This window comes from Deinococcus hopiensis KR-140 (assembly GCF_900176165.1).
GTDB classification, from domain to species: domain Bacteria; phylum Deinococcota; class Deinococci; order Deinococcales; family Deinococcaceae; genus Deinococcus; species Deinococcus hopiensis.
This window is the reverse complement of the sequence record NZ_FWWU01000009.1, coordinates 2,716,105-2,739,321: the sequence shown is the minus strand read 5'-3', so window position 1 is coordinate 2,739,321 and position 23,217 is coordinate 2,716,105. Positions and strand designations below refer to the sequence as shown.

Sequence of the window (23,217 nt, the reverse complement as noted above, 5' to 3'; positions counted from 1 at the left end):
TGCTCAGGGCTACCCTGGAGGTCCAGTCCAACTTTCAGGAGGTCCAGACCATGACGGATGACCGCACTGTTACCGAGCACCACGAAGTCACCGAGTCGCATTCCTCGAATGGGGGCACGGCGAGCGAGACGCACACCCGCACCGAGCAACACGAGGTTTATGAGGAGCGTCCCGCTCCGCCGCCCGTCGCGGAGACGACGACCACGACGACCACCACCATCGTCGAGGAATAGCGCGGGAGTACAGCGCGCAGCGCTGTTTCCACGCTCTTTGCCCGCAATGCACAGAGCAGGAGGCCGGGAGAGCGTCTGCTCTCCCGGCCTCCTGCTCTGTGCGCTCTTTAGTCCACAATCATTGGAATCAGGACCGGGTTGCGCCCCGTGACCTTGCGCAGGAAGCGCCGCACCGCGCCGTACATGTCGTCGCGCACGTCCTCCAGGCGCTTTTTCTCGCGCACGCCACCCTCCACCGCTTCCAGAGCCACGCGCCGGATCTGGGCGTCCAGATCGCGGTTGGCGCGCACGAAGCCGCGCGAGACGATCTCGACGTGCGGCGTGGGGTGCAGCACCGCCGTCATAATGACCACGCCCTCCTGGCTGAGGCTGGAGCGGTCGAGCAGCACATCGTCGCCCACGTCGCCCACCCCGAGGCCGTCCACATACACGCCGCCTGCGGGGACTGTCCCCGTCACGCGGAACTCGTCGGCCCCGAGGCGCACCACGTCACCGTTGCGCGCAATAAGCGTGCGTTTGGGCGGGCGAGGCAGGGTCTGCGCCAGCCGGGCGTGATTGATCTGGTGCCGGGGCTCACCGTGCCAGGGCAGGAAGAACTTGGGCCGCGCCAAGTTGAGCACCGTAGCGAGCTCCTCCTGCGAGCCGTGGCCGGAGGCGTGGACCCGGTAGGCGGGCGGATAGTACACGTCCACGCCCAGTTCGTACAGCCGGTTGATGACGAGGTTCACCGCTTCCTCGTTGCCTGGAATCGGGTTGCTGGACAGGATCACGGAGTCGCCCCGGCGCAGCGCGATCTTGGCGTGGTTACCGAAGGCAAGTCGGCTGAGTACGCTCATGGGCTGGCCCTGCGAACCGGTGCAGACGTACAGCACCTGCTGGTCTTGCAGGCTGCCCACCTCGTCGTTGGCGAGCAGCGGCTCGGGTAGCTCCATCAGCCCCAGGCCCTGCGCCACCTGCGCGTACTTCAGCATGGAGCGGCCCTCCATCACCACGCGGCGGCCCTGGCGGTGGGCAATTTTGATCACGTTGCCGATGCGGTGGACGTTGGACGCGAAGGTCGTCATGAAGACGCGTCCCTTGCACTTGCTGATGAGGTCTTCCAGGTTCCTGGCCACCTCCGCCTCGCTGACGGTGCGGCCTGGGCGCTCGGCGTTCGTGGAGTCGGAGATCAGCAGCAGCACGCCCTCTCGGCCCGCCTGCTCGATGCGCGCCAGATCACTGAGCCTGCCGTCGCTGGGTTCCTCGTCGAGTTTGAAGTCGCCCGTGTGCACGATCCGGCCCACCGGGGTGGTGAGAATGTAGCCCGCATTGTCGGGGATGGAGTGCGTCATGCGGACGAACTGCACCTGAAAGCTCTTGCCGATCTTGACGTTGGCGTCGAGGTCTACCTCCCGCAGGTCCACGTCACCCGGCTTGATGCCGAATTCCGACAACTTCTCGCGCACGAGGCCCAGCGTGAGGGGCGCGCCGTAGACGGGCACCCGGGGCAGCCGGGGCAGGATGTAGGGCAGGCCGCCGATGTGGTCCTCATGGCCGTGGGTCAGAATCCAGCCTTTAATCAGTCCGGCGTGCTGCTGGAGGTAGTCGATGCGGGGGATAATCAGGTCCACGCCCATCTGGTGCGCGTCGGGAAAGGCGAGGCCGCCGTCCACCACCATGATCTCGTCGCCGTAGCGGTAGGCGGTGATGTTCTTGCCGATCTCGCCCATGCCGCCCAGCGGAATGACTTCGAGGTGCGGGGCGGTATCGGGCGTGGCCCCGCCGTTCGGGCGGCTCTGGGAGGGTTTGCCGGGTTGGGTCATGTGGTTCTCCGGGGGCACGGCACCTCGGACGGGGGCTGAAGACCAGCGCTGGGAGTGCCTTGTGCGAGGTGCCTCGTGCAGAAATAGAAATGTCTTGCGCGTTGGGCGGTGCGTTTTGAATGGTGCAGCCGCGCGCGGTGGCGCAGCCCAGGTCAGCGGATTGTGTCACCCAGGCACCTGAGGCGCGTGTGGGCGCAGTGCACCCAGGGTAGCACAAGGGCTTCCGGGCCGTGCCGTTCCCTTGCCCGCGCGCCATCACCCCGGGAAAACGCGCGGCGCGGCGTGTGCGCGTCGGCGTGCGCCCGTTTCCTTGGTGCCCATCAGAGACGTGAGACGGAAATGGAGGCTTGGGGCGGCTATCATGAACGGGTGACTGCCCAACGGATTCTCGTGATTGAGGACGACCTCGACATTGCCAACGTGCTGAGGATGGACCTGACCGACGCCGGATACACCGTCGAACACGCCGACTCGGCCATGAACGGCCTGATTCGGGCGCGTGAAGACCACCCGGACCTCCTGCTGCTCGACCTCGGCCTGCCCGATTTCGATGGTGGCGACGTGGTGCAGAGGCTGCGCAAGAACAGCGCCGTGCCTATCATCGTGCTGACCGCCCGCGACACCATCGACGAGAAGGTCCGGCTGCTGGGCCTCGGGGCCGACGACTACCTGATCAAGCCCTTTCACCCCGACGAGCTGCTGGCCCGCGTGAAGGTGCAGCTGCGTCAGCGCATCTCCGAGAGCCTGACCATGGGTGAATTGACGCTCGATCCGCAAAAGCGTCTGGTGACCTACAAGGCCGAGGAGCTGCGGCTCTCGCCCAAGGAGTTCGACATTCTGGCGTTGCTGATCCGCCAGCCTGGCCGGGTGTACTCGCGCCAGGAGATCGGGCAGGAAATCTGGCAGGGCCGCCTTCCCGAGGGCAGTAACGTGGTGGACGTGCATATGGCGAACTTGCGCGCCAAGCTGCGCGACCTCGACGGCTACGGCCTGCTGCGGACCGTCCGTGGGGTCGGTTACGCGCTGCGAGGCTAAGCATGACGTGGGGCAGAGGTCTTTTTGCCCCCATCTGGGTGGACACCTGGGGACAGGCCGTACCATGGGCCCGTCTAATGGTCGTGTCCCCTTTTCCCCGTGATGCTCATGTCGCCCGGTAATTCGCCCGTCTCCCGCCCCTTTATCGAAATTCTGCTTGTGGAGGACAGCGAGCCGGACGTCTTGCTGACGCAGGAAGCCTTTGCGGATGCCCGGGTGCCCAACCGGGTTCACGTGGTGCGCGACGGCGTGGAGGCCCTGCGCTTCCTGCGTTGTGAAGGCGAATTCCGCGAGGCTCCGCGCCCGGACGTGATCCTGCTCGACATCAACATGCCGCGCAAGAACGGCCTGGAGGTGCTGACCGAGATCAAGGCCGATTCCGAGCTGTCCACCATTCCCGTGGTCATGCTCACGACCAGTCAGGCCGAAGATGACGTCGTGGGAGCCTACAGCCGCCACGCCAGCGGATACGTGGTCAAGCCCGTGGGCTTCGACAATTTCCTTCAGGCCATCCGCGCCTTCGAGGACTTCTGGCTGACCTTCGTGCGCTTTCCGCCCCGCGCCTGAAGGCCTCCACCGCAGAATTGACGAGAGGCAAGGTGCCCCGGAACAGATCTGTTCCGGAGCACCTTGCCTCTCGCCTCTCAGCGGCGGTCTGCGTTGTTGTGGGTGCTGCCGGTGGTCGTCGTGGTGGTGTGCACCGTGGGGGTGGGGCGGCTGCGGCCCGCCAGTCCGGCCAGACCCAGCAGGCCCAGTAAGCCCCAGGGGAAGCCGGGGCCGTTGTCGTTGTTCACCGTGGTGCTGCTCGTGGCCGTACTCGCGTCTGTGGTGCTGGCGTCCGTGCTCGACGCGTCGGTGCTGCTGGTGTCCGTCGTGCTCGCGTCCGTGGAACTGGCGTCAGTAGAGCCCGTGTCCGTGCTGCTCGCATCGGTGGAGCCGCTGGCCGCCGTGCTGCCACTGCCGTCCGTACCCGTGGTTCCCGTCGTGTCTGTGGTGCCGCTGGCATCGGTGGGCGCGTCTGTGGTGGTGCTGGCCGTGTCCGTGGTGTCGCTGGTGCCGGTGTCGTCGGCCGTGCCGGTGTCTGTGGTGTCCGTTCCCGTCGTGTCGGTGCTGCTGGTGCTGGTGTCCTGCACCTGGAGGTACTGTCCGCTGGGTGCAGTGGCGAGGGCAGTGGGTGCAGCGAGGATCAGGGCCAGGCTAAGAAGGGTCTTGTTCATGGGGTCTCCTTGAGGCGCCCGCCAGGGCGGCGCATCTACTGACGCCAGTCTGATTTCCCCAGATGGCAGTCTCCTGAGCGCTGGGCCCAGGTGCCCTTCATGTGGCCTGCCCGGGGCCTTCATCTTCCACCGCTGCGGCCTCCTGCATGGCCCTCAATACGTTTCCCAGGTGTTCGTCCAGGTCCACGCCCAGTTCCCGCGCGCCCTGCTCCACCTCGTCGCGGTTGACGCCTGCCGCGAAGGCGCGGTTTTTGAAGCGCTTTTTCAGGCTCGGCAGTTCAACTCCTCGCACGTCCCGGTCCGGACGAATCAGCGCCGCCGCCTGCACCAGTCCGGTGAGCTCGTCCACCGCAAAGAGGCTCTTTGCCAGCCGCGTTTCCCGGGGCACGCCGGTGTACGTCGCGTGGCCCAGGATGGCGTCCAGTACCTCGGGCGGAGCGTCGGTATGCTCGCGCAGGTACGCCACGCCCCAGGTGGGGTGTTCATCCGGATGAAGCTCGTAGTCGAAGTCGTGCAGCAGGCCGGTCACAGCGTACTGTTCCTCGTCCTCGCCCCAGTGCCGGGCATACCAGCGCATCGCCGTTTCCACATTCAGCATGTGCCGCCGCAGCGACGCCGAGGGCGTGTGTTCGAGCATCAATGCATAGGCCTGATTACGGTTCATGGCGGCAGTGTAGGGGAGGGGCGAGGCGTCCTGCGGGAAGTCAGGAGGATGTGGTAAGGACCGAGCGGTGCGGCTGTAGGCAAGGTGGCGGGCGCATGGCCCCCGGCGTGATCAGTCCCATAGGCATTCAAGTTCGCTCGCCGGGCCCGGTCAGAAAGAAGTCCGCACTTGGACACATGCGCTCGAACGCTCAGCGGCGCGTGCAGACCCTACTGGCCCTGCTGACGCTGCTGCACCGGTCCTGCCAGAGCTTCTGGGGTTGGGCGTGGCTGCGGGGAGCGCAGGTGGGGGGAGCAAGGGCAGAGGGCCTGTGCATAGGCCCTCTGCCCTTGCTCCCTGCGCTTTTACTGCCCGATGTACCGGCTCCACTCGGGCTGCCAGTAGGCGAACTGGCCGTGGGCATACACGCCGAAGGAGGGAGCGTGGGGGCGGGTCCTCAGGGGCATGGCGGCCTCGTCAGGGGTACGGTTGCCCTTGCGCTGGTTGCAGGGGCGGCAGGCGGTCACCACGTTGTCCCAGTTGTGCCGCCCACCGCGGGACCGGGGCATCACGTGGTCCAGGGTGAGGTCCTCGGCGGAGCCACAGTACTGGCAGGTGAAGGTATCGCGCCTCAGCACGTTGCGGCGGTTGAAGGGAATGGGATGCACGCGGGGGCGGCGTACATACCGCCGCAGGCGAATGACGGACGGCACGCGCAGAATGGTGCTGGGCGAGCGCATCACGTCGCTGCTGTATTCCAGCGTTTCGGCCACTCCGTACTGCAGCAGCGTGATCGCCCGTTTGGCGCTCGTCACGTGTAGGGGTTCGTACGACGCGTTCAGCACCAGCACGCGCGGCGCGTTCAGGTCCGGCACCACACGCAGGCCGCGCGCCTCCTCTCTCGTCACGCTCGCTAACGGGTTCACAAGGGGCAGTCTACGGCGCGGGGGTCAGGTCAATGTTGAGCCAGTTCGCTTAGATGGGCTGAAGGCAAACGGCTAGAGGCCCCCGCCCCGCACGCTCGCCGCCGCGCTGCCGCGCAGGAATTCGAGGGTACCGTCGGCGATGTACTGCACCGCCAGCGCGCCGAGCAGTACGCCCAGCACGCGGGTGACCACGTGCACGCCCGTCACGCCGATCACGCGCGCGATCTGCCCCGACAGGCGCAGGGCCAGGTAGCACAGCAGCAGAACGCCGAAGGTCACGGCAAACACCACGCCCAGCAGCGTCGGCTGCCCATGGGCGTCGGCGGCCAGAATCATGATGCTCGCCAGCGTGCCGGGTCCGGCGATCAGCGGAATGGCAAGGGGAAACACGCTGATGTCCTGGCGCTCGTGGGCTTCTTGCTCCTCTTCCGGCGTTTCCTTGCTGCCGCTGGGGCGCGCAAACACCATGTCCAGCGCAATGAGGAAGAGCAGGATGCCGCCCGCCACCCGGAAGGCACTCAGGCTGATACCCAGGTGCTCCAGCAGCGCCCGCCCGAACAGCCCGAAGCACAGAATGATGCCTCCGGCCACCAGCGTCGCCTTGAGGGCCACCCGACGCCGCTCGAACGCGGGCCGGTTTCCCGCCAGCCCGATAAAGAGGGGGGCGAGGCCCACCGGGTCCATCACCACCAGCATCGTTAAAAAGGTCTGGGACGTGGTGGCGATCACCTGCTGCGCCAGGCTGCTCATGGCCGTAACCTCCCCACGGAGAGGGGGGGGCGCGTCATGGTGGGGGAGAGCAGCGGGCCGGGCACACCGTCCACCGTACCACCCCTCCTGGCGGGCACACGTCCCCCTCCCGGAGTCAGGGCCGCACGTTCACCGTTATGGTCCCCGAGGCCTGGTAGGTCTGGCCTGCCCGTTTCTGCACACCCTCAAGGTCCAGGGTGTAGGTGTTGACGGGAACGCTCCGCGCCGCCGTGATTTGCAGCGGAACGTTCTCCCCGGCCTGCGCCTCTGCCTGGGGCAGGGTCAGGGTCAGGCCCGGTTGGGGGCTGGCAGCCCGCAGGGCAAAGGAGCCGGGGTGCGACTGCGGAGTATATCCGCCCACCTGCAGCCGTAGGTTTAGCGTTCCTCCCGGAGCGACGTTCACCTCGCTGAGCGAACGGCCGCCTCCTTGCGGAAGCACGAGCATGTACCCTCCCGCACATCCCGAGGCGCGCAGGAGCCCGATGTCGCGCGCGCCCACACCCAGCGCCGGAAACAGGGAGGCGACCACCAGGCCCAGGCCGAACACGGCCCCCCGCGCCTGCCCCCGCGTCCAGCTGGCTGCCGTGAGGGCCAGCCCGCCCGGCCCCAGCAGCAGCGGCATCAGCAGGGCCAGGATCGTGCGCCCCTGGCAGGGGCCCTGCAGCAGGGCCAACCCAGCCGCACGCACCAGCAGGAACAGCCCCGCCCCCAGGGCCCACCCGAGCAGAAAAGACGGGAGCAGGGAGAAGCGCGTCGCGGCGGGTGCGGTCATGCCGGCAGGCTAGCGCGGGGGGGGGCAGGTCAGGTGCCCCGGGATGTGGGCGGCTTGGCTGTGGTGGGCAACTGGGCCAACGAGGAGATCCGGCTTTTACAGTGAGGACATGCCACCACTTTTGGCGGTCAGATGGTGTGACCCTCAGATGGTTTGACTCCCTGCCCCATCCCCGCGCATTCGGGGCATACCCCCATAAATTCCAGCCGCACGGCCGTCACTTGAAAGCCGGGCGGCAGGCCCGCAGGCGAGATGGCCGGCACCAGGGCCGCGTCCACATCGAAAATCGCGCTGCAGGTGCGGCAGACGGCGTGGTGGTGGTCCTCGCCTGCGCGCTTATAGTCGTAGCGGGTGGCCTGCCCGGCGCGCTCCAGGGTGACCACCACCCCGTCGCGCACGAGGGCGTCCAGGGTCCGGTACACGGTGCCGAGGCTTACGCTGGGCAGCACGCCGCGCACCTGGCTGTGAATCCAGGCGGCATCTGGGTGTGCCCGCGACGCGCGCAACACCTCGATGACGGCCTGTCTCTGCCGGGTCTGGCGCAGCATCGTCATGAAGCGAGGATAGCAGACGCCTCGGCGCGTGCCTGACGCGGCGGTCACGGTTTGGAAGAGGGGTGGGGAATGGGGCGCCCAGCGGCTGCGTTTCCGGGTATGTACCAGCACGGTGAAGGCATAACCCCTCCTGACCGCGCCCCGCGGCCCTGTGGAGCGCCCTGGATCAACTCGATGCTTCCGCGGTTCTGGAGCGCATGAATGTGCTGGCGACCGAGTTGTCCGCAGGCAGTGCTGTGGCCTTCTGGGGGCGGGCGCCACCTTCGACTCCACCGGCCACCCGGACCGGGCCATTGGCCTTTGCCGTGAGGCGCTGGACCTGGGGCTGACCGGCGAACGGCGGGCCGCGGTTCAGCTCGCCATTTCGCGGCGCAACGTGGGTGAGGCCGCCGAGGGCGTTCGCCTCCTCCGCGCAGAGGAGACTGCGGGGCCCGATCACCTCGACGACGCGGGGAGCGCCTTTCTCGCCGAGGCCCCGCTGATCCCACAGCCTGGGTCCTTCGTCCCAGACCTGCTTGCCTCCTGGCCTCACCTCCGCGCACACTTTGGGGGATGCCCGAGCGACTCCTGCCCTTGCTGACCGATCTGCCTCAGTCCGGGGAGGCGCTGGGCGAGCGGCTGGGCGTGGGCCGGGTCACGGTGAACACGCTGGCGCGGCGTCTGGGCGAGGAAGGTGTGCCCATCGTGACCACGCGCGGCGGGTACGCGCTCGCGCCGGGCACGCCGGCTCCGGGCCTCGTGCCGATCACGGGCGCCTTCGGGCGGTCGCTGCGCTACCGGGGGACCCTGGGCAGCACGCAGGATGAGGCGCGGACGTGGGCGGACGATCCTGAAGACCCTGCGCCCCACGGCGCTGTCGTCGTGGCCGAGCGGCAGGCAGCCGGGCGCGGGCGGCGGGGGCGGGTGTGGGACACCACACACGGCACCCTCGCTTTCAGCCTGCTGCTGGTGGGGCCGTTGGCGTTGCCGGAACTCTCCCTCATGCCGCTGGCAGCCGGGGTGGCCCTGCACGCCGCCTGCGCTTCGTTTGGCACACCCAGCGGCCTGAAGTGGCCCAACGACCTGCTGGCCCCGGATGGCCGGAAGCTGGCGGGCATTTTGCTGGAGGCCGATCTGCGCGGTGAGGAAGCGCGGCGGGCAGTGCTGGGCATCGGCGTGAACGTCTCCGCTGCCCCCATGGACGCCGCCCACCTCACCGAATGGGTGCCCGGCCTCACCCGCGCTGCCCTGCTGGGCCGGTTGTTGGCCGAACTGGAGCGCTGGCTCTCCGCCCCCGCCACCGAGGTGCTGGATGCCTGGAAGGCGGCGAGCGTGACGCTGGGACGCGAAGTAAAGGTCAGCACCCCGCGCGGAGAGTTGCGCGGCGTGGCCATGGATCTGGATGGACAGGGGAGTTTGCTGATTCGGACGCCGGCAGGGGAGAGGGTGACGGCGTATGGCGGGGATGTAGAGGTGGTGGGGAAGCTTGGAGGGCGGAAAAGCTGAGCGAATGAAACCCCCACGAGAAAATGTGCGAGTCCAGCACCTGGCACTGAGGAAGGCCCTTCACAGGCCCGGTGGAGGAGAAACGCCGGATCCAATGGCATATAGCGCGTTGCTCTACTTCTGTAAAGATACGTACTCGGTGGTTTGATGGGGAGGTTTCCTGGGTGTTTTGCAGGGGAAGCTGGCCCTCACAAAAGCGCTTGACGCTTTGAAGAATGTCACCGCCAGACCTGGTCCATACGGAAGATGTCGGGTGCTCGCTGTTCTGGGCGACGAAGGCCTCAGTTGCTCGTTCGGGTTCGCCTTTCGATTTGAAGTGTCCCCGTCTGAGCCGCAAGCGGCTCAGTAACGAGAACCAGGACTCCACGAGATTGAGCCAGGAACCGCCCGTGGGCGTGAAATGGAAGTGAAAGTGGGGATGGGCAAGCACCCGGTCCTGCATCACTTTGGCCTTGTGTGACGTCATCGTCGAGAATGACGTGAACCTCGCCGAGTACCGACGACATCGGGAAAGTTCCTGAACTGGGGGGCACGGTGTCTGCCAGAGCACTGCGCAATGACCGTTCCAACTTTGGCACCTGGCGCAGCAATCAAGGTTGTGGTGCCATGACGGACAGAGTCGTGCCCCGTCCGCTCCTCTTGCCCAGGACGCATTGGGAACGTCAGACTTGCCCGCTCTCTGGGGCTTCTCGTCCACACACCGCACGGCCGGGTCGGGTGGCGCCGACCATGTCCCGCACGTTCTCGATCAGCAGCGGATCTTTTGACGGCTTGAACGAAGACACAGGTGAGGACGGCGCCCAAACGCTTTCCAGATCCGGAACACCGCATTTTGCGTCCGTCCCCTGTATTTCGCCATGCTCCGCGTACTCCAGTGTGTGGCGTTCTCCGGGAGCGTGTCCAGCGTGAGTCGGACCACCCGCCCGACGTCTGCGTCTCCTCTGGTCCGAGGGGCACCACGCTTCGGTGCATCTGGAAGACCGGCGCGTCGGTCCTGCGCGGACCTCTTGCGCCGCATCCCTGCCGTGTCATCACACAGCTCCACCACTGCACCGGTCTCACCCAGGGTGGCCGCCGGTTTCTCCGCACTCAGCAGGACGACTTTCGCTCGCGTCGCAAGGCCCCGCGCCCATTCGCTGAGCTGCCGCCGCCCTCTGTCCGTGAGGGCAGGGACTGGCGGTGAAGGGCCACGATGCGTCGTCCACCTCCGCCTGGCGGAGGAATGGAGTCACGGCGCCAATCGTGAAACCCAGATCCGGGGGTTTAACACAGCACCATTTGCTCCTGAGAGCTCAGGCCGACAAGGCCGGGTTCCGTCTCGGCTGGCTTTTGCGCGGCCTGTGAATATTCCCCGAAGTACAGTTCGAGCAGGTGTCCAGGGGTGGACTTCTTTTTGACCGAGCCCGGTGAGCGAACTTGAATGGGCATGGGGGAGAATGACGCCGTGAGGGCTGCCCTTCCACCCGGGGGGCCATTCGAACCAATGCTCTAAAATAATTCAGCGACTTGAAAAAGAGCTTCAAACCTATCCCCTTTTCTTGACAGGGGGCCTTGTCGCCTTGTGGGTTGTTGGTGCGCTCACGTGCGGGGGCCTCCCCGGAGCGTAGAGCCCCATTCTGCTCGCCGTCTCCCGGCGGAGGCGTCCGCCCAAAGGTTGATGTGTTGGGCGCAAGAACATCAACAGGGTTGCTGGGCGCGGCGCGGATCAGGGGCCTCCAGCGGCTTTCCCACGGGGCCGCTGCGGTTTCCGGCCCCCCTGCTGTAGACCTGTTGAGGACCGCTCCGCCAGTCCGGGGCTCCCCAGCACCGCAAGCCCAGCCGTTTTTTCGGGAGTGGGTGTGCAGCCCTCGGCCCTTCAAGCCCTTGAGGGGCGCCCCCAGCATCTCCCGGAGGCGGTTTGTGGTCTGGACCGCGACCTGCGCGTCACCTTCGCCAATGCGGCCACGTTGCGGCGGGAGGCTTCTGCCATGCTGGGCCGCGCCCTTGGCGACGCGTTGACCGCGCAGCAGGCCCTCGCCGCCGAACAGCCCCTGGACACCGTCCCGTTCACTTCTCAGGCGCAGGTCTGGTTTCGCGCGGTGGTCGCGCCCCGTGTGGACGGTCTGTTCGTTTATCTCGAAGGGTTCCAGCGGGACCAGGCGCAGGGCCCGTGCCTGGTGGGGCCTGCGCCTTCCAAACATGTCCGCGCCGGCGCTGGACGTGACCGGATTTCATGACGAATGGTGGGACGGCCCCGGGTATCGCCTGGGGCTGGCGGGAGAAAGCATCCCCTTCCTGGCACGGGCGTTTTCCGTGTGCGGCGTTTTCGGTGCCCTCACCAGCGAGCGTCCGGACAAGAAGGCCTGGCCCGTCGAGGCGGCCCTCCTGGAGACCGGGGCACAGATGAACCGGCTGTTCTGTTTCCACCTGGCCAGAGCGTTCTCGCGCATCATGGGGGTCTGCCCCGGCTCCGGTGTTCCCTGCAGGCCAGCAAGACTGCTGAGGCCCCTCCGGTTTCACTTGCCCTCCCTTTTGCTGGATCTGGGACTGTTGGGGAGCTGCGAGGGTTCTGTCAGGGGCCTTGCCCTACCCTGAGGCAACGTGTTCTGGTCTCCGCGCCGCACCACCTCTCAGGCTCCGCACGAGCAGAAGTTCCGGCACGCAGCGCTGACGGCCATCCTGTTCAGTTCGCTGGCGACCTCGGTCTTCGCCGTGCTGGTGGCCTTTCCCATCGGCTGGAGCGTGGTGGACCAAATCGGGCTGTTCGTTCTGGCGGTCAAAAACCTGTTCTTTTTGCTGTGGTTGCGGCGTTTTCCCCGGCACACGGCGTTGGTGGGCGGGCTGTACTTCCTGATTCTGTCGGGGGCAGGGGTCTGGAAGCTGGCCCGGTCCCTGCTGTTCGAGCAGGCGGCCAACGGCCTGGGCATCTACTCGTACTGGCTGCCGCTGGCCTACATCGTGGCGTTTCTGGCGTTTCCGGGGCGAGTGGCGCTGGGGGCATCGGCGTCGCTGCTGGCCGTCCTTACGGGCGTGGGGGTGGCCTTTGGCCTCTCGGACCAGATTCCCCTGGACGTCAAGCGGGACCAGTCGGCGCTGCTGGTGCAGGTGTTTCTGGCGCACGTCACCTTTATCAGCTTCTTCGTGCTGTTCGGCGTGCTGCAAGACCGCTACGTCACGGCCATCAGCGAGGCCGAGAGCGAGGCCCGCACCGCCTATCTCGATCCCCTGACGGGCGCACCCAACCGCCGCCGCCTGATGCAGGGGCTGGCGGCGGGCCTTGAGCGCCAGGAACCCCTGACGGTGATCTTGTTCGATCTGGACCATTTCAAGCGCGTCAACGACACCTTCGGGCACGACGCGGGCGACGAGGTGCTGCGCGGAACGGTCGCGGCAGGCATGGCGGCCCTGCGCCGGGACACCCTGTTGGGCCGCTGGGGCGGTGAGGAATTCCTGGTGGTGCTGCCCAGCACCCGCCTGGCAGACGGCGCGGTGGTGGCCGAGCGGCTGCGGCTGTCTGTCGCCGAGGTGGTCTATGGGCCGGGCCTGCACGTCACTGCCAGCTTCGGCGTCGCCGAGGCCCTCCCCGGCGAGGACGTGAGCGGGTTGCTAAGGCGCGCCGACGAGGCCCTGTACGCCTCAAAGGCTGCCGGGCGCAATCAGGTGCGGGCAGCGTAGCCCGCTCCAGAGCGGGAACGCAAAAATCGCGCCCGAAAGCGCGACTCCTGCTTCTCCCGGGCGGTTCGTCGGGTTACTCGTCCGAGACGTGCGGTGTGGCGGGGCTGACCGTGGTGCTCCGCATCAGCCGGGCACCCTGCGAAGTGCGGGTGGCAAGCACGACGATGACGCTGCCGTCAGGCTGTACGATGCGCTGCGGCTCGCCGTCGGCGGCACGTTCCAGCAGCTCTTGCAGGTGGCTCTGCGCTTCGGTGTAGGACCAGGGGGCACGCGGTTGAATCATGGGGAAGACCTCCGTGAACTGAGATGAACCGAAGATGGCACGCCCAGCCTCTCGTTTTCCTTACCCGCCCAATGTAAAGCACGCCTCTACCCCCAACGGGTGGAGGCGTGCCGGGAGGGGTCCCCTTCCCGGAGGCATTACTCCGCGACGGCCGCCACGCTCGCCACGTCGCCCACGCGGCCTTCCTTGATGCTGTTCAAAACCCGGGCGCGAATCTCGGCTTCCATCTCCGGGCGCTCGGCGATGTGGGCGATGGCCTTTTCCTTGCCCTGGCCGATGCGCTCGTCACCGTAGGAGTAAAAGCTGCCGGCCTTCTTGATGATGTCCATGTCGGCCGCCAGCGTCACGAGGTCCGAGAGCTGATCGAAGCCCTTGCCGTAGACAAGCGCGAGCTCAACTTCCTTGAAGGGCGCGGCCACCTTGTTCTTTACGGTCTTGACCTTGACGGTGTTCGCCACCGCGTCGTTGCCCACCTTGATGGGCTGGCCGATCTTGCGCACGTCCAGGCGCACGCTGGAGTAGAACTTCAGCGCCCGTCCGCCCGTGGTGGTTTCGGGGTTGCCGTACATCACGCCGATCTTCTCGCGCACCTGGTTGATGAAGATGGCCGCGGTGCCCGTCTTGGACAGGATCGCCGTCAGCTTGCGGAGGGCCTGCGACATCAGGCGGGCCTGGAGGCCGGGCAGCGAGTCGCCCATCTCGCCCTCGATCTCGGCGCGGGGGGTCAATGCGGCGACGGAGTCCACGACCACGACGTCGATGGCGCCCGAGCGGACGAGCAGTTCCATGATTTCCAGCGCCTGCTCGCCGTTGTCGGGCTGCGAGACAAGCAGTTCATCGGTGCTGACCCCCAGGGCGCGGGCGTAGACGGGGTCCAGCGCGTGCTCGGCGTCGATAAAGGCGCAGGTGCCGCCCGCCTTCTGGGCCTGGGCGATGATCGAGAGCGCCAGCGTGGTCTTGCCACCCGACTCGGGGCCGTAAATCTCGGTGATGCGCCCGCGCGGAATCCCGCCCACACCCAGCGCGAGGTCGAGGCTCAGGCTGCCCGTGCTGACCGCTTGCACGTCGAGCTTGCTCTCGGCGCCGAGCTTCATGATGCTGCCCTTGCCGAACTGCTTCTCGATCTGGCTCATGGCCGTCTCGATGGCCTTGGTGCGCTCCTTGCTGTCCGCGGGGGTGCCGAATTCCTTGGTGCTGTCCTTGCTCATGGCGTCTCCTGGGTGAGGGGGGTGGATTCTGGGAAGTCGGTTGTGGTTTCTTCGCTGCTGGCTGACCGCTGGTCACTGACCGCTCCGCGAAAGCGGAATGTACTCACGGTGTCGTAGATCGGTCCAGTCTTACGGAGGGTGCTGCGGATAAGCACAGTGTTCCCCGCCTGCCAGCCCAGATCGAAGGTGAGGGGCGAGAGCCGGGGAGCGGGCCCCTTCTTGCGCGCGAGCGTGACGTGTGCCTTGAAGGGCAGCTCGTCGGTGGGAATGCCCAGCTCGGCCAGGCCCACGCGCAGGGCGGCGGCCAGTTCGGTCAGCCCCTCGGCCTCCACTTTCACAAACCACACGCGGGGGCTGCCCTCGTTGGGAAAGTAACCGGTACCGCGCAGCCGGACCTGCATGGGCGGGACGCCTTTCGTCAGCGCCGCGCCCAGCCGCTTGAGATCATCCACCTTCTCTGGTGGCACGCCAGGCAGGAAGGCGAGGGTGATGTGAAGCTGGTCGGCGCGGACCGCCCGCCAGTTGCCACGCAGGCCCTTTTGCGCCTCGGCCAGCGCGGCGGAAATCTCACTGGGCACCTTGAGCGCGAAAAAGAGGCGGAGGGTGGGCGTATAGGCTTCCCGCGCTTCGGGGGAGGCGGCGGGGGTTTCGGGCCCTGGCCGCTGCGGTCTGACCGCCGGACGTTCCACGGTTTGACCCGTTGCCTGTTGCGTCGGGCGCGGCGTCTTGCGAATCTTCATGCCTGCACCTCTGCGGGACGCAGGCTGCGCAAGGCCAGCGCGAGGGCCGCCACGGCAGCGCGTTCCCGGATCTGCGCCGCGTCGCCGGGCCAGTTGACGTGAATGACGTGCTCCACGCCTCTCCCCGAGATGGCGGCATACGTCTGCCCAGCGCCCTGTCCGCCCGGCGCAGTCACCACCGCGAGGCCCACATCCGCCCCCAGGTGTTCCCGCGCACCCACCGCGAGTTCCAGCGCCGCCGCCTCGCTCACCACGCCCTGATCGCGCAGTGTCACGGGGGTCAGTCCCAGGGTGATCAGGCGGGCGTGATCCACGGTAACCGCCGCATCCAGAAAGCCGGGCTCGTCGGCCAGCAGCAGCGAGAGCGCCCCAGCGCTTCCGGCCTCGATCACGCCGAGGCTGCGTCCGGCCAGAGCGCGGGTGACGGCTCCGGCCAGCGTATCGCCGTCCTCGCCCCAGGTCCAGCGCTTCAGCCTGATTCGCACCGCGTCCAGCACGGGGGCAGCGAGGGCCTGCGCCTCCTCCGCCGTGGCCGCACTCGCGGCCACCCGCACGTCTACGCCTGTCTTGCGCGCGTAGGTGGCGACGCTGGGGTTGGCGGCTTTCGTCAGGTCACCCAGCAGTTCGGCCACGTTGCTCTCACCAATGCCCTGGGTGTGCAGGGTGACGGTGAAAAGCGCCTGCGTGGGCAGCGGCAGCCGGGGCAGCACCTGCTCCTGCCACATGCGCTTCATCTCGCGGGGTGGGCCGGGCAGGGCAATGATGATCTTGCCTGCGGTGCGTACAAACCAGCCCGGCGCAGTGCCTGCCGGGTTGGGCAGGGCCTCGGCGCTGGGAATCAACCACGCCTGCTTGCGGTTTACCTGCGGCATGGCGCGGCCCCGGCTGGAATACAGTCCTTCCAGCCAGGTGAGCAGCCCGGGGTCCTCGTGCGGCGTTTCATTCAGGGCTGCCGCGATGGCTTCGCGCGTCAGGTCATCGTCGGTGGGGCCGAGGCCGCCGCCCAGGATAACGAGATCGGCGCGGGAGAGGGCCAGGTGAATGCCGTCTGTGACCCGCGCCAGGTTGTCCCCCAGCACGGATTTGCGGTGCAGCGTGACGCCGCGCGCCGCGAGTTGTTGCGCAAGGTAGGCGGCGTTGCTGTCGACGATCTCGCCAAACAGCAGCTCTGTTCCTACACTGATAATTTCTGCTAGGAGCATAACAACCTCGCCTGAGTATAGGTGATGGCGAAACGTGTGGCTAGGGGGTCCATCCTCCGAGTGTACGGGCATGGAGAGGGCAGGGGGAGCAAAGTTCAAGGAATGGCGACGGGGAACTGCGGGCGTCCTCGCGCCGCCCTTCCCTGCGAATTCGCTTTGTTGTCCCATGGCGCCCGGCCCGCTGAACTGTTCCGGTTGGAGGGCTGGGCGGCCCGCGTGACTCCCGACGTCTTGCCCGAACTGCGGGCCGCCTGCGCCGTCCCTCCTACAGGGGCCGTGCTGGGACGCTGGCGGTGTCGGGCGCTCGGCCGGGCGCTGAGGCGGTCCTGGCGTCGTCCTCGGTCCGCGTCCTGATCACGTGCAGAATGGTGCGCTGGAGATCGTGCATGATCGCCCGCGTGAAAAAGGCGGTGTATCCATTGAAATGCGTACTGACGCGCTGCGTGCTGCTGAGATGCAGCAGTGTGACGCCGGGCCGGACTTCTTCCAGGGTGTAGGTGCCGCTCAGCACATCGAAGAATCGTCCGCCCACCCGCACGTGGGGGTCCAGGTTACCGGGGTCTTGCGACTGAATTCGGAAGGAGAGCCGCCGTCCGGGGGCCCAGTCGGTCACGGTCTCGCGAAAGCGCAGGCCCCCGTCAAAGGTGGCGATGCGCACAGCGCCGACGCCCGAGCCCACGAGCACCGCCTCACGCGGACGCGGCAGGCCGATCAGGTGGGCCCAGCCCGCGTGAATCTCGCGGTTCTCAATCCGGGGTACGGAGCGAATCTGCGTCCACACCGCGCCGGGCGGAGCCTGAATGGTGATGTCGTTGGCGACGGTGCGGTACTCACTGCCCAGAGGCCGCGTCTGTTCCAGAGGACCCAGTACGGCGGGCAGCGAGAGGGCAAACAGCAGCGCGCCGGTCCGGGGCCCCTGCCGCCACTGCCTCAGCGCCATTCCCAGCAGGGCTCCCGGTGCAGCCATCACGTACATGGCAGGCGCGGCGAGTACGGCGCACAGCACGCCTTCAAAGCCCGTTACCGTCGCCACCACCAGGAAAAAGGTCACCGTCACGGCGGAGAGTTTCAGGGCTTCCACGAAGGGACTTGGCGGCGCGGGCGTCTCTCCCCAGGCGCCGCTCGCTGGCGGCGCGTCTCCCCTGGACTCTCGCTCCGCGGGGGCGGGCGGGGAAGGCACGGTCAGCGTCCGGGAAACGAACTGCGCCGACAGGAGGCCGAGCACGAACGGTACGGCGAAGAGGTACGTCGCCACCATCACGCCCACGCTCCCATTGAGCCGGTGCAGCCACAGGTACACGAGTAGACCGTAACCCACTCCGGCGAGCGTTCCGCTCAACATGCCCCTCGCGTATGGCCCCCCGCCCAACCGGTACATGTCCTCAACGTAGCAGGCCCCGGGTGTTCTGCCTCACGGCAGGCTGCGCCCGCGCGCCGCTACACTGGGCAGGTGAACGGGTCAGGCATGGTCAGGGCGAGGCGACAGGCAGAAAAAACGCCACGGGGAGAGGCTGTCGGCCCTCGGCCCTCCGCCCTCTGCGCCCTGCTGGCCCGGAGGCCAAGGTGAGCGCCATCTACCAGCGCGCCCGGCCCGTCCGCTGGGAGCAGGTGGTGGGGCAGGAACACGTCAAGGACGTTCTCAGGACGGCGCTGGAAGCCGGGCGCGTGGGACACGCCTACCTCTTTTCCGGACCGCGCGGCGTCGGCAAGACCACCACCGCCCGCCTGATCGCCATGACCGCCAACTGCTCGGGGCCCGCGCCCAAACCCTGCGGCGAGTGCGAGAGCTGCCTCGCGGTGCGGGCGGGATCGCACCCCGACGTGCTGGAAATCGACGCGGCCAGCAACAACTCGGTGGACGACGTGCGGGACCTGCGCGAGAAGGTATCGCTGGCAGCCATGCGCGGCGGCAAGAAGATCTATATCCTCGATGAGGCGCACATGATGAGCCGCGCGGCCTTCAACGCCCTCCTCAAGACGCTGGAGGAGCCGCCCGGCCACGTCATCTTTATCCTGGCCACCACCGAGCCGGAAAAGATCATTCCCACCATCCTGTCGCGCTGCCAGCACTACCGCTTTCGCCGCCTGACCCCCGAGGAGATCGCCGGGAAACTGGCGGGCCTGGCCGAGCGCGAAGGGATGCGCGCCGACAGCGACGCGCTGCACCTCATCGGCCGCCTTGCGGACGGAGCCATGCGCGACGGCGAGAGCCTGCTTGAACGGATGCTCGCGGCGGGCACTGCGGTCACGAAGGCGGCGGTGGAGGAGGCGCTCGGCCTACCGCCCGGCGAACGGGTACGCGGCATTGCCGGGGCGCTCGTGCTGGGGGACGCGGGCGCGGCGATCACGGGCGCGGCCACCCTCTACCGCGAGGGCTTCGCGGCCCGCACGGTGGTAGAGGGCCTGGTGGCCGCCTTCTCGGACGCCCTGCACGCCGAACTCGGCCTGGAAGGCCAGGGGCTGGAGGGGGCCGACGTGCCCCGACTCCTCAAATTGCAGGCCGCCCTGGACCAGCAGGAGTCGCGCTTTGCCCGTTCGGCGGATGGGCTCAGCCTCGAACTGGCCCTGACGCACGCGCTCCTGGCCGCCGAGGCGGGGATGGATGGGGGAGGGGCTGCGGCGAGTGCCAGCGCTCCGGCGGATGTGGCGCAGCGCCTCGCGCGGCTGGAAAAGGAAGTCGCCGGACTGCGCGCCGAGGGGACCCGGGCCCCGGTTGCCGATGGGCCCCTCCCCCCGCCAGCGCGCGGCCGTGCGCCTGCCCCGGAAGCCGATCCTGCGCCTCCTTCCACCCGTGCAGCGGCTTCACCCCTGGCCCACGTCTCCGGCAATTGGGCGGACGTGACCCGGCAGGCGAGCATGCAGCTGCGCGCCTTTCTCAAGCCCGCCCGGATGCACGCCGAGCCCGGTTACGTCAGCCTGTCCTACGACGAGAAGAGCAGCTTCCACGCCAAGCAGATCGCCGGAAAGTTCGACGAGGTGGCCGGACTGGTACTGAAAGTCTTTGGACCCGTGACCTTCGAGCTGGTTGCCCCTGAGGGTGGACGGCGGGTAAACCTGGACGGCCCGGGCGGTGGGGGAGGGGGACGACCCGTTCCGGTGGCCGAGGCTGCGCCTCTTCAGACTGCGCCTGCGCCCACCCGGTCCCAGCCACAACCCGCCGCCCCGCCACTTGCCCAGAAGGTCGCGGCCGAGATTCCCGCCTTTGAGCCGACGGGCCGCCCACGTGCCTCACGGGGTCCGGCGTTCGAGCCGTTGGAAAGGACCACGTCCGCTGCCCAGCCCGAGCGCTCCCAGGTCCGCGCCGTTGCCGCTGTCCTCGACTCGCCCGCGCCCCTGCGTCCCGCTCCGCCGCCCAGCCCGGACGACGTGGCTCCCGCACCGCTGCCCCAGGCCGGAGACGCGCCCTGGGAGGGGGAACACGCGGTTGGTCCTTCCGCGCCCGCTGACGCACAGGGGGGGGACCGCCTCTCCCCGCTGGGTGCAGTCCGCGATCTGTATATCGTGGAGGCAATCAGCGAGGAGCCCGACTGGGGGGACATCGGTGGGGAGGTGGGGGGACCGCCCCCCACCCTGGAAGACGCGCCCTTTGCCGACGCCGTGCCTATGCGGACTGCTCCGGCTCCCCGGGCGGCGGCTCCAGCCCCGGTGCAAACGGCAGCGCCCGGCCGTCCCGGTGATATCCGCGCCCATCCCATGTACGAGGAGATCAAGGGGCGGTTTTCGGGGCGGGTGCGGGAGATCGGGAAGAACCGGCGGGTGCAGGCGGCGTCAGTGCCCTCGGGGGAAGGGGAGGAGGACGAGGAGGCGTAAGGGCAGGGAAGAGCTTGTCGCTGCGCTCGCCAGGATGGCGGGGAACGTCAATTTGCTTGACTCCAACGCTTGAAGGCGCGGCTGCGCGTCCTGCTGGCTTGGAAAAGGCCCCTGCGCGCAGCGCAGGGGCGGCTGGAACAGCCCGCAGAGAGGGGACCCTGGAAGTCATGCAAAGGGTGGATGCGGGCCCGGCCCGGCGCAGCTACGCTGCGGAGCAAGATGTGTCTCCCACCCGTTCGCTGCCCCCACCGTGACCCGGACCGCCCGGCCCCACACGCCCGGCCGGTAAGATGAGGGCCATGCGGTTTTTCACGGGCCTGGGTGTTCTTCTCCTGCTGGGTGTGGGCGGCGCGGGCGGCCTGTGGTGGACCTGGGGGCGTGACCTGCCCAGCGTTTCGGACCTCGATGTGCTGGAGTTTAGCGGCCAGACACGGGTGTATGACCGCCAGGGCACGTTCGTGGGCACCCTGACGCCCAGCCTGGGCAGCGGCGCGAGCGAGAACCGCCATCTGCTCAAACTCGGAGAGGTCAGCCCCTGGCTGCAAAAGGCCATCGTAACCAGCGAGGACCGCCGCTTCTACGAGCACCACGGCGTGGACTACATCGGCATCGCGCGCGGGTTGATCAAAGGCGTACTGAAAAACGATCTGGAGGGCGGCTCTTCCATCACGCAGCAGGTGGTGAAAAACACGCTGCTCTCGGACCTGCACAGCGCCCGCACCGCCGAACGCAAGTTCAAGGAAGCGGTGCTGGCCTACCAGCTGGAGCGCAACTTCAACAAGGACCAGATTCTGAACGCCTACCTCAACGTCATCTACTGGGGCAACGGGGGACGCAGCGACATTATCGGCGCCGAGACAGCGGCGCGGGCCTATTTCAAGAAGAGCGCGTCGGAACTCAACCTCGCCGAGAGCGTGTACCTCACCACCATCGTGCCGGCACCCAACCGGCGGTACAAGAACTTCGAGGCGTACCGGCCCCTGATGAAAAACCTCCTGGCCCGCATGGTGGAGGACGGCCGCGTGACCCAGGCCGAGGCCGAAGCCGCGTGGAAAACGCCCATCTACCCGGCGGGCTGGCGCATCGCCTGGAAGGGAGACGGCACCGTCACCAGTGCACGGCTGGAGCGCCCCGAACGCATCCGCGAGAACATCGCCGCTTCGGATCAGGCCCAGGGCGTGAACCGGTACCAGTACCTCCACTACATGCAGGCCGTAGAGCGGGAACTGCTGCCGAAAATCGGGCGCAAGGCCCTGTACGGCGGCGGAAAAATCTACACCAGCATGGACCTGAAGGCCCAGCAGGCCGCCGAGAAGGCGAGCTTGAACGCACAGTTGCCCGGTGGAGCCACCCTCGGCGCGGCGCTGGTCAGTCCCAGAAATGGCGAAGTGCTCGCCCTGGTGGGGCAGAAGCTGGTGGGCGGGCGGCCCAGCGACTGGAACAACGCCACCCAGGCGCGGCGGCAGGTGGGCAGTTCCATCAAGCCGCTGCTGTACACGCTGGCGCTCGAAAAGGGCTGGAAGCAGAGCGATACCGTGCTCGACTCGCCCCTGACCGGCAGCTATCAGCCGCAGAATTATGACCGACGCTGGACGGGCCGCTTCGTTACCATGCGCTACGCCCTGGACCACAGCCTGAACCTGCCCACCGTCCGCATCGGGCAGGAAGTGGGCATGGACGACTTCGGAGCCAAGTTGCGCGAGCTGGGCCTGACGCCGCCCCCCGACGCGGGCCTGTCGCTGAGCATCGGCACCCTGGAGGCCAGCCCCCTGCAGATGGCCGCCGCCTATGCCGCCTTTGCCAACGGCGGCCTGTACTACGCGCCCTCACTGGTGCGCCGCATGGAGGACGCGCGCGGGCAGGTGCTGTACGCCCGCTCTGCTCCTGCAGGCAAGCGCGTGTGGGACGCTCGGGCCGCGTGGCTGGGGCTGGACATGATTCGCGGCGTGGTGAATGACCTCACGCCTGCCCAGGGCGGCCTCGCGACGAAAGCCCAGATTCCCGGCTGGGACGTGGGCGGCAAGACCGGCACCACCAACGACGTGAAGGACCTGTGGTTTGCCGGAGTCACGCCCATGGTGGTGGGGGCCGTGTGGGTGGGCAAGCAGGGCGGCGGCTCGCTGCCGAGCTGGGCCTACAGCGGCGACGTCCCCACGCCCGTATGGCAGCAGGCGGTGGCGGGTGCGCTCGCTGGACAACCCCGGCAGACCTTCCTGGAACCGCCGGGCATCGGGTACAAGGTGGTGCGGCAGGTCAACATGGCCTTCCGGCAGGAACAGCTTGGCGAGGAACAGCTTGCGCACGACGGCACCCGCAGGGATTCGGGCGGCGGAGGCTTGTTTGGCCGCCGGTCCAACCCAGCCCCCACGCCCGAGCCCGAACCCGTACCCCAGCCCTCCGCCCAGCAACCCGGAACCGCGCAGCAGCCCGCGCCGGACTCGGAAGGGCCGGACTTGGGAGGGCCGGACTCGGAAGGGCCGGACTCGGCAGGGGTGAGCGCGGGAGGGGTAAGCGCAGGAGGACTGAACCCGGCGCAGGATCAGGCAACTCCGGTTCAGGTGGATCCCACGCCGGACACCTCTACCCCGGAGGCCGCGCCTGGGGCTGCGGTCGAGGACGCTGGTCAGGAGGTTCCTTCCACCGCAGCGTCGCAGCCATCCACGCCAGCGGACGCGGGTCAGGGAAGCCCAGACCCCTCGGTCCTGCCCCCGGAAACCCCCGAACCCGAGCCGCTCCCCACGCCCGTGCCCCTGGGCGGAACGGAGGTGCAGCCCGAGGACCCCCAGCCGCTCCCTGAACCCGAGCCGGAGAACGCAGGCGGAGCCGACGACTCCACCGTTCCCGGTGCCGCTTCACAGGACGGCGGCGGCGAGCAGGACCCTCCCCCGGCGTTCTAGCCCTCC

23 protein-coding genes are annotated in these 23,217 nt (G+C 67.8%); 10 read left to right on the top strand and 13 right to left on the bottom strand.

From position 1 onward, the window contains the following. The first annotated feature begins 50 nt into the window (after positions 1-50). Positions 51-233: a hypothetical protein gene (locus B9A95_RS26745; protein ID WP_084050051.1), complete on the top strand. Its 183-nt coding sequence runs from the start codon at positions 51-53 to the stop codon at positions 231-233. Between the two features lie 107 nt (positions 234-340). On the opposite strand, the gene B9A95_RS26740 is transcribed toward B9A95_RS26745, so the two are convergent. Then, complete coding sequence (locus B9A95_RS26740; RefSeq protein WP_084050048.1) at positions 341-2,035, bottom strand: ribonuclease J; 1,695 nt, start codon at positions 2,033-2,035, stop codon at positions 341-343. 339 nt (positions 2,036-2,374) lie between these two features. Between B9A95_RS26740 and B9A95_RS26735 the strand changes: the two genes are divergently transcribed. Further along, positions 2,375-3,070 carry a response regulator transcription factor gene (locus tag B9A95_RS26735; protein ID WP_425429970.1) on the top strand — a complete coding sequence of 232 codons (696 nt, stop codon included), beginning with the start codon at positions 2,375-2,377 and terminating at the stop codon, positions 3,068-3,070. Positions 3,071-3,172: 102 nt separating this feature from the next. Next, complete coding sequence (locus B9A95_RS26730; protein ID WP_425429983.1) at positions 3,173-3,637, top strand: response regulator; 465 nt, start codon at positions 3,173-3,175, stop codon at positions 3,635-3,637. A 77-nt stretch (positions 3,638-3,714) separates the two neighbouring features. Here the strand turns inward: B9A95_RS26730 and B9A95_RS26725 are convergent, their stop codons facing one another. The 6 genes from B9A95_RS26725 to B9A95_RS26700 all read right to left on the bottom strand — a co-directional run bounded on the left by B9A95_RS26725 (position 3,715) and on the right by B9A95_RS26700 (position 7,932). Continuing rightward, positions 3,715-4,287: a WGxxGxxG-CTERM domain-containing protein gene (locus tag B9A95_RS26725; protein WP_084050045.1), complete on the bottom strand. Its 573-nt coding sequence runs from the start codon at positions 4,285-4,287 to the stop codon at positions 3,715-3,717. 97 nt (positions 4,288-4,384) lie between these two features. Continuing rightward, a complete protein-coding gene (locus B9A95_RS26720; protein ID WP_084050043.1) occupies positions 4,385-4,951 on the bottom strand; it encodes an HD domain-containing protein in 567 nt (188 codons plus the stop codon). A 344-nt stretch (positions 4,952-5,295) separates the two neighbouring features. Then, on the bottom strand, positions 5,296-5,856 hold the full coding sequence (locus B9A95_RS26715) for an HNH endonuclease (protein WP_084050040.1): 561 nt from the start codon (positions 5,854-5,856) through the stop codon (positions 5,296-5,298). Between the two features lie 72 nt (positions 5,857-5,928). Then, positions 5,929-6,606, bottom strand: a complete 678-nt coding sequence (locus B9A95_RS26710; protein WP_139806997.1) for a MarC family protein — start codon at positions 6,604-6,606, stop codon at positions 5,929-5,931. Between the two features lie 115 nt (positions 6,607-6,721). Beyond that, positions 6,722-7,378, bottom strand: coding sequence for a hypothetical protein (locus tag B9A95_RS26705; RefSeq protein WP_084050037.1), 657 nt, complete (start codon positions 7,376-7,378; stop codon positions 6,722-6,724). Positions 7,379-7,506: 128 nt separating this feature from the next. Next, positions 7,507-7,932 (bottom strand): Fur family transcriptional regulator, encoded by a 426-nt coding sequence (locus tag B9A95_RS26700; RefSeq protein ID WP_084050998.1) that lies wholly within the window; start codon positions 7,930-7,932, stop codon positions 7,507-7,509. Between the two features lie 151 nt (positions 7,933-8,083). Here B9A95_RS26700 and B9A95_RS37310 point away from each other — a divergent pair, with 151 nt between their 5' ends. Both B9A95_RS37310 and B9A95_RS26690 read left to right on the top strand, forming a co-directional pair. Then, positions 8,084-8,512, top strand: coding sequence for a tetratricopeptide repeat protein (locus B9A95_RS37310; RefSeq protein WP_212648387.1), 429 nt, complete (start codon positions 8,084-8,086; stop codon positions 8,510-8,512). Continuing rightward, positions 8,485-9,417: a biotin--[acetyl-CoA-carboxylase] ligase gene (locus tag B9A95_RS26690; RefSeq protein ID WP_084050031.1), complete on the top strand. Its 933-nt coding sequence runs from the start codon at positions 8,485-8,487 to the stop codon at positions 9,415-9,417. The genes B9A95_RS37310 and B9A95_RS26690 overlap by 28 nt, the downstream gene beginning before the upstream one ends. A gap of 1,263 nt (positions 9,418-10,680) precedes the next feature. Here B9A95_RS26690 and B9A95_RS34200 read toward each other — a convergent pair. After that, on the bottom strand, positions 10,681-10,845 hold the full coding sequence (locus tag B9A95_RS34200; RefSeq protein ID WP_170928781.1) for a hypothetical protein: 165 nt from the start codon (positions 10,843-10,845) through the stop codon (positions 10,681-10,683). A gap of 410 nt (positions 10,846-11,255) precedes the next feature. On the opposite strand from B9A95_RS34200, the gene B9A95_RS26685 reads away from it, so the two are divergent. From B9A95_RS26685 to B9A95_RS26675, 3 genes are read left to right on the top strand one after another with little or no spacing between them, the layout of a single operon-like run. Beyond that, positions 11,256-11,633, top strand: a complete 378-nt coding sequence (locus B9A95_RS26685) for a PAS domain-containing protein (RefSeq protein WP_084050028.1) — start codon at positions 11,256-11,258, stop codon at positions 11,631-11,633. After that, positions 11,596-11,991, top strand: coding sequence for an HD domain-containing phosphohydrolase (locus tag B9A95_RS36625; RefSeq protein ID WP_084050025.1), 396 nt, complete (start codon positions 11,596-11,598; stop codon positions 11,989-11,991). The genes B9A95_RS26685 and B9A95_RS36625 overlap by 38 nt, the downstream gene beginning before the upstream one ends. A gap of 6 nt (positions 11,992-11,997) precedes the next feature. Continuing rightward, positions 11,998-13,071, top strand: coding sequence for a GGDEF domain-containing protein (locus B9A95_RS26675; RefSeq protein WP_084050022.1), 1,074 nt, complete (start codon positions 11,998-12,000; stop codon positions 13,069-13,071). Positions 13,072-13,144: 73 nt separating this feature from the next. Here B9A95_RS26675 and B9A95_RS26670 read toward each other — a convergent pair whose 3' ends face one another. The 5 genes from B9A95_RS26670 to B9A95_RS26650 all read right to left on the bottom strand — a co-directional run bounded on the left by B9A95_RS26670 (position 13,145) and on the right by B9A95_RS26650 (position 17,846). Beyond that, positions 13,145-13,354 (bottom strand): type II toxin-antitoxin system prevent-host-death family antitoxin, encoded by a 210-nt coding sequence (locus B9A95_RS26670; RefSeq protein WP_084050020.1) that lies wholly within the window; start codon positions 13,352-13,354, stop codon positions 13,145-13,147. Positions 13,355-13,491: 137 nt separating this feature from the next. Beyond that, on the bottom strand, positions 13,492-14,562 hold the full coding sequence (gene recA / locus B9A95_RS26665) for a recombinase RecA (RefSeq protein WP_084050017.1): 1,071 nt from the start codon (positions 14,560-14,562) through the stop codon (positions 13,492-13,494). Next, complete coding sequence (gene thpR / locus B9A95_RS26660; RefSeq protein ID WP_084050014.1) at positions 14,559-15,302, bottom strand: RNA 2',3'-cyclic phosphodiesterase; 744 nt, start codon at positions 15,300-15,302, stop codon at positions 14,559-14,561. Before thpR ends, recA begins: the two co-directional genes overlap by 4 nt. Beyond that, positions 15,299-16,504: a CinA family nicotinamide mononucleotide deamidase-related protein gene (locus B9A95_RS26655; protein ID WP_084050011.1), complete on the bottom strand. Its 1,206-nt coding sequence runs from the start codon at positions 16,502-16,504 to the stop codon at positions 15,299-15,301. The genes thpR and B9A95_RS26655 overlap by 4 nt, the downstream gene beginning before the upstream one ends. Before the next feature lie 265 nt (positions 16,505-16,769). Continuing rightward, on the bottom strand, positions 16,770-17,846 hold the full coding sequence (locus B9A95_RS26650) for an SRPBCC family protein (RefSeq protein WP_170928780.1): 1,077 nt from the start codon (positions 17,844-17,846) through the stop codon (positions 16,770-16,772). Positions 17,847-18,067: 221 nt separating this feature from the next. Between B9A95_RS26650 and dnaX the strand changes: the two genes are divergently transcribed. Together dnaX and B9A95_RS26640 are read left to right on the top strand one after the other, a co-directional pair. Beyond that, the gene (gene dnaX, locus B9A95_RS26645; protein ID WP_084050008.1) at positions 18,068-20,314 is read left to right on the top strand and encodes a DNA polymerase III subunit gamma/tau; all 2,247 of its coding nucleotides are present in this window, start codon (positions 18,068-18,070) and stop codon (positions 20,312-20,314) included. A 299-nt stretch (positions 20,315-20,613) separates the two neighbouring features. Continuing rightward, positions 20,614-23,211, top strand: a complete 2,598-nt coding sequence (locus B9A95_RS26640) for a transglycosylase domain-containing protein (protein WP_084050006.1) — start codon at positions 20,614-20,616, stop codon at positions 23,209-23,211. The last annotated feature ends 6 nt before the right edge of the window (positions 23,212-23,217 follow it).

Excerpts from the sequence above, each read along its gene's own strand:
- B9A95_RS26745 (WP_084050051.1), top strand. The coding sequence starts at position 51 with ATGACGGATGACCGCACTGTTACCGAGCACCACGAAGTCACCGAGTCG.
- B9A95_RS26740 (WP_084050048.1), bottom strand. The coding sequence starts at position 2,035 with ATGACCCAACCCGGCAAACCCTCCCAGAGCCGCCCGAACGGCGGGGCC.
- B9A95_RS26735 (WP_425429970.1), top strand. The coding sequence starts at position 2,375 with ATGGAGGCTTGGGGCGGCTATCATGAACGGGTGACTGCCCAACGGATT.
- B9A95_RS26730 (WP_425429983.1), top strand. The coding sequence starts at position 3,173 with ATGCTCATGTCGCCCGGTAATTCGCCCGTCTCCCGCCCCTTTATCGAA.
- B9A95_RS26725 (WP_084050045.1), bottom strand. The coding sequence starts at position 4,287 with ATGAACAAGACCCTTCTTAGCCTGGCCCTGATCCTCGCTGCACCCACT.
- B9A95_RS26720 (WP_084050043.1), bottom strand. The coding sequence starts at position 4,951 with ATGAACCGTAATCAGGCCTATGCATTGATGCTCGAACACACGCCCTCG.
- B9A95_RS26710 (WP_139806997.1), bottom strand. The coding sequence starts at position 6,606 with ATGAGCAGCCTGGCGCAGCAGGTGATCGCCACCACGTCCCAGACCTTT.
- B9A95_RS26705 (WP_084050037.1), bottom strand. The coding sequence starts at position 7,378 with ATGACCGCACCCGCCGCGACGCGCTTCTCCCTGCTCCCGTCTTTTCTG.
- B9A95_RS26700 (WP_084050998.1), bottom strand. The coding sequence starts at position 7,932 with ATGACGATGCTGCGCCAGACCCGGCAGAGACAGGCCGTCATCGAGGTG.
- B9A95_RS26690 (WP_084050031.1), top strand. The coding sequence starts at position 8,485 with ATGCCCGAGCGACTCCTGCCCTTGCTGACCGATCTGCCTCAGTCCGGG.
- B9A95_RS34200 (WP_170928781.1), bottom strand. The coding sequence starts at position 10,845 with ATGCCCATTCAAGTTCGCTCACCGGGCTCGGTCAAAAAGAAGTCCACC.
- B9A95_RS36625 (WP_084050025.1), top strand. The coding sequence starts at position 11,596 with ATGTCCGCGCCGGCGCTGGACGTGACCGGATTTCATGACGAATGGTGG.
- B9A95_RS26670 (WP_084050020.1), bottom strand. The coding sequence starts at position 13,354 with ATGATTCAACCGCGTGCCCCCTGGTCCTACACCGAAGCGCAGAGCCAC.
- recA (WP_084050017.1), bottom strand. The coding sequence starts at position 14,562 with ATGAGCAAGGACAGCACCAAGGAATTCGGCACCCCCGCGGACAGCAAG.
- thpR (WP_084050014.1), bottom strand. The coding sequence starts at position 15,302 with ATGAAGATTCGCAAGACGCCGCGCCCGACGCAACAGGCAACGGGTCAA.
- B9A95_RS26655 (WP_084050011.1), bottom strand. The coding sequence starts at position 16,504 with ATGCTCCTAGCAGAAATTATCAGTGTAGGAACAGAGCTGCTGTTTGGC.
- B9A95_RS26650 (WP_170928780.1), bottom strand. The coding sequence starts at position 17,846 with ATGTTGAGCGGAACGCTCGCCGGAGTGGGTTACGGTCTACTCGTGTAC.
- B9A95_RS26640 (WP_084050006.1), top strand. The coding sequence starts at position 20,614 with ATGCGGTTTTTCACGGGCCTGGGTGTTCTTCTCCTGCTGGGTGTGGGC.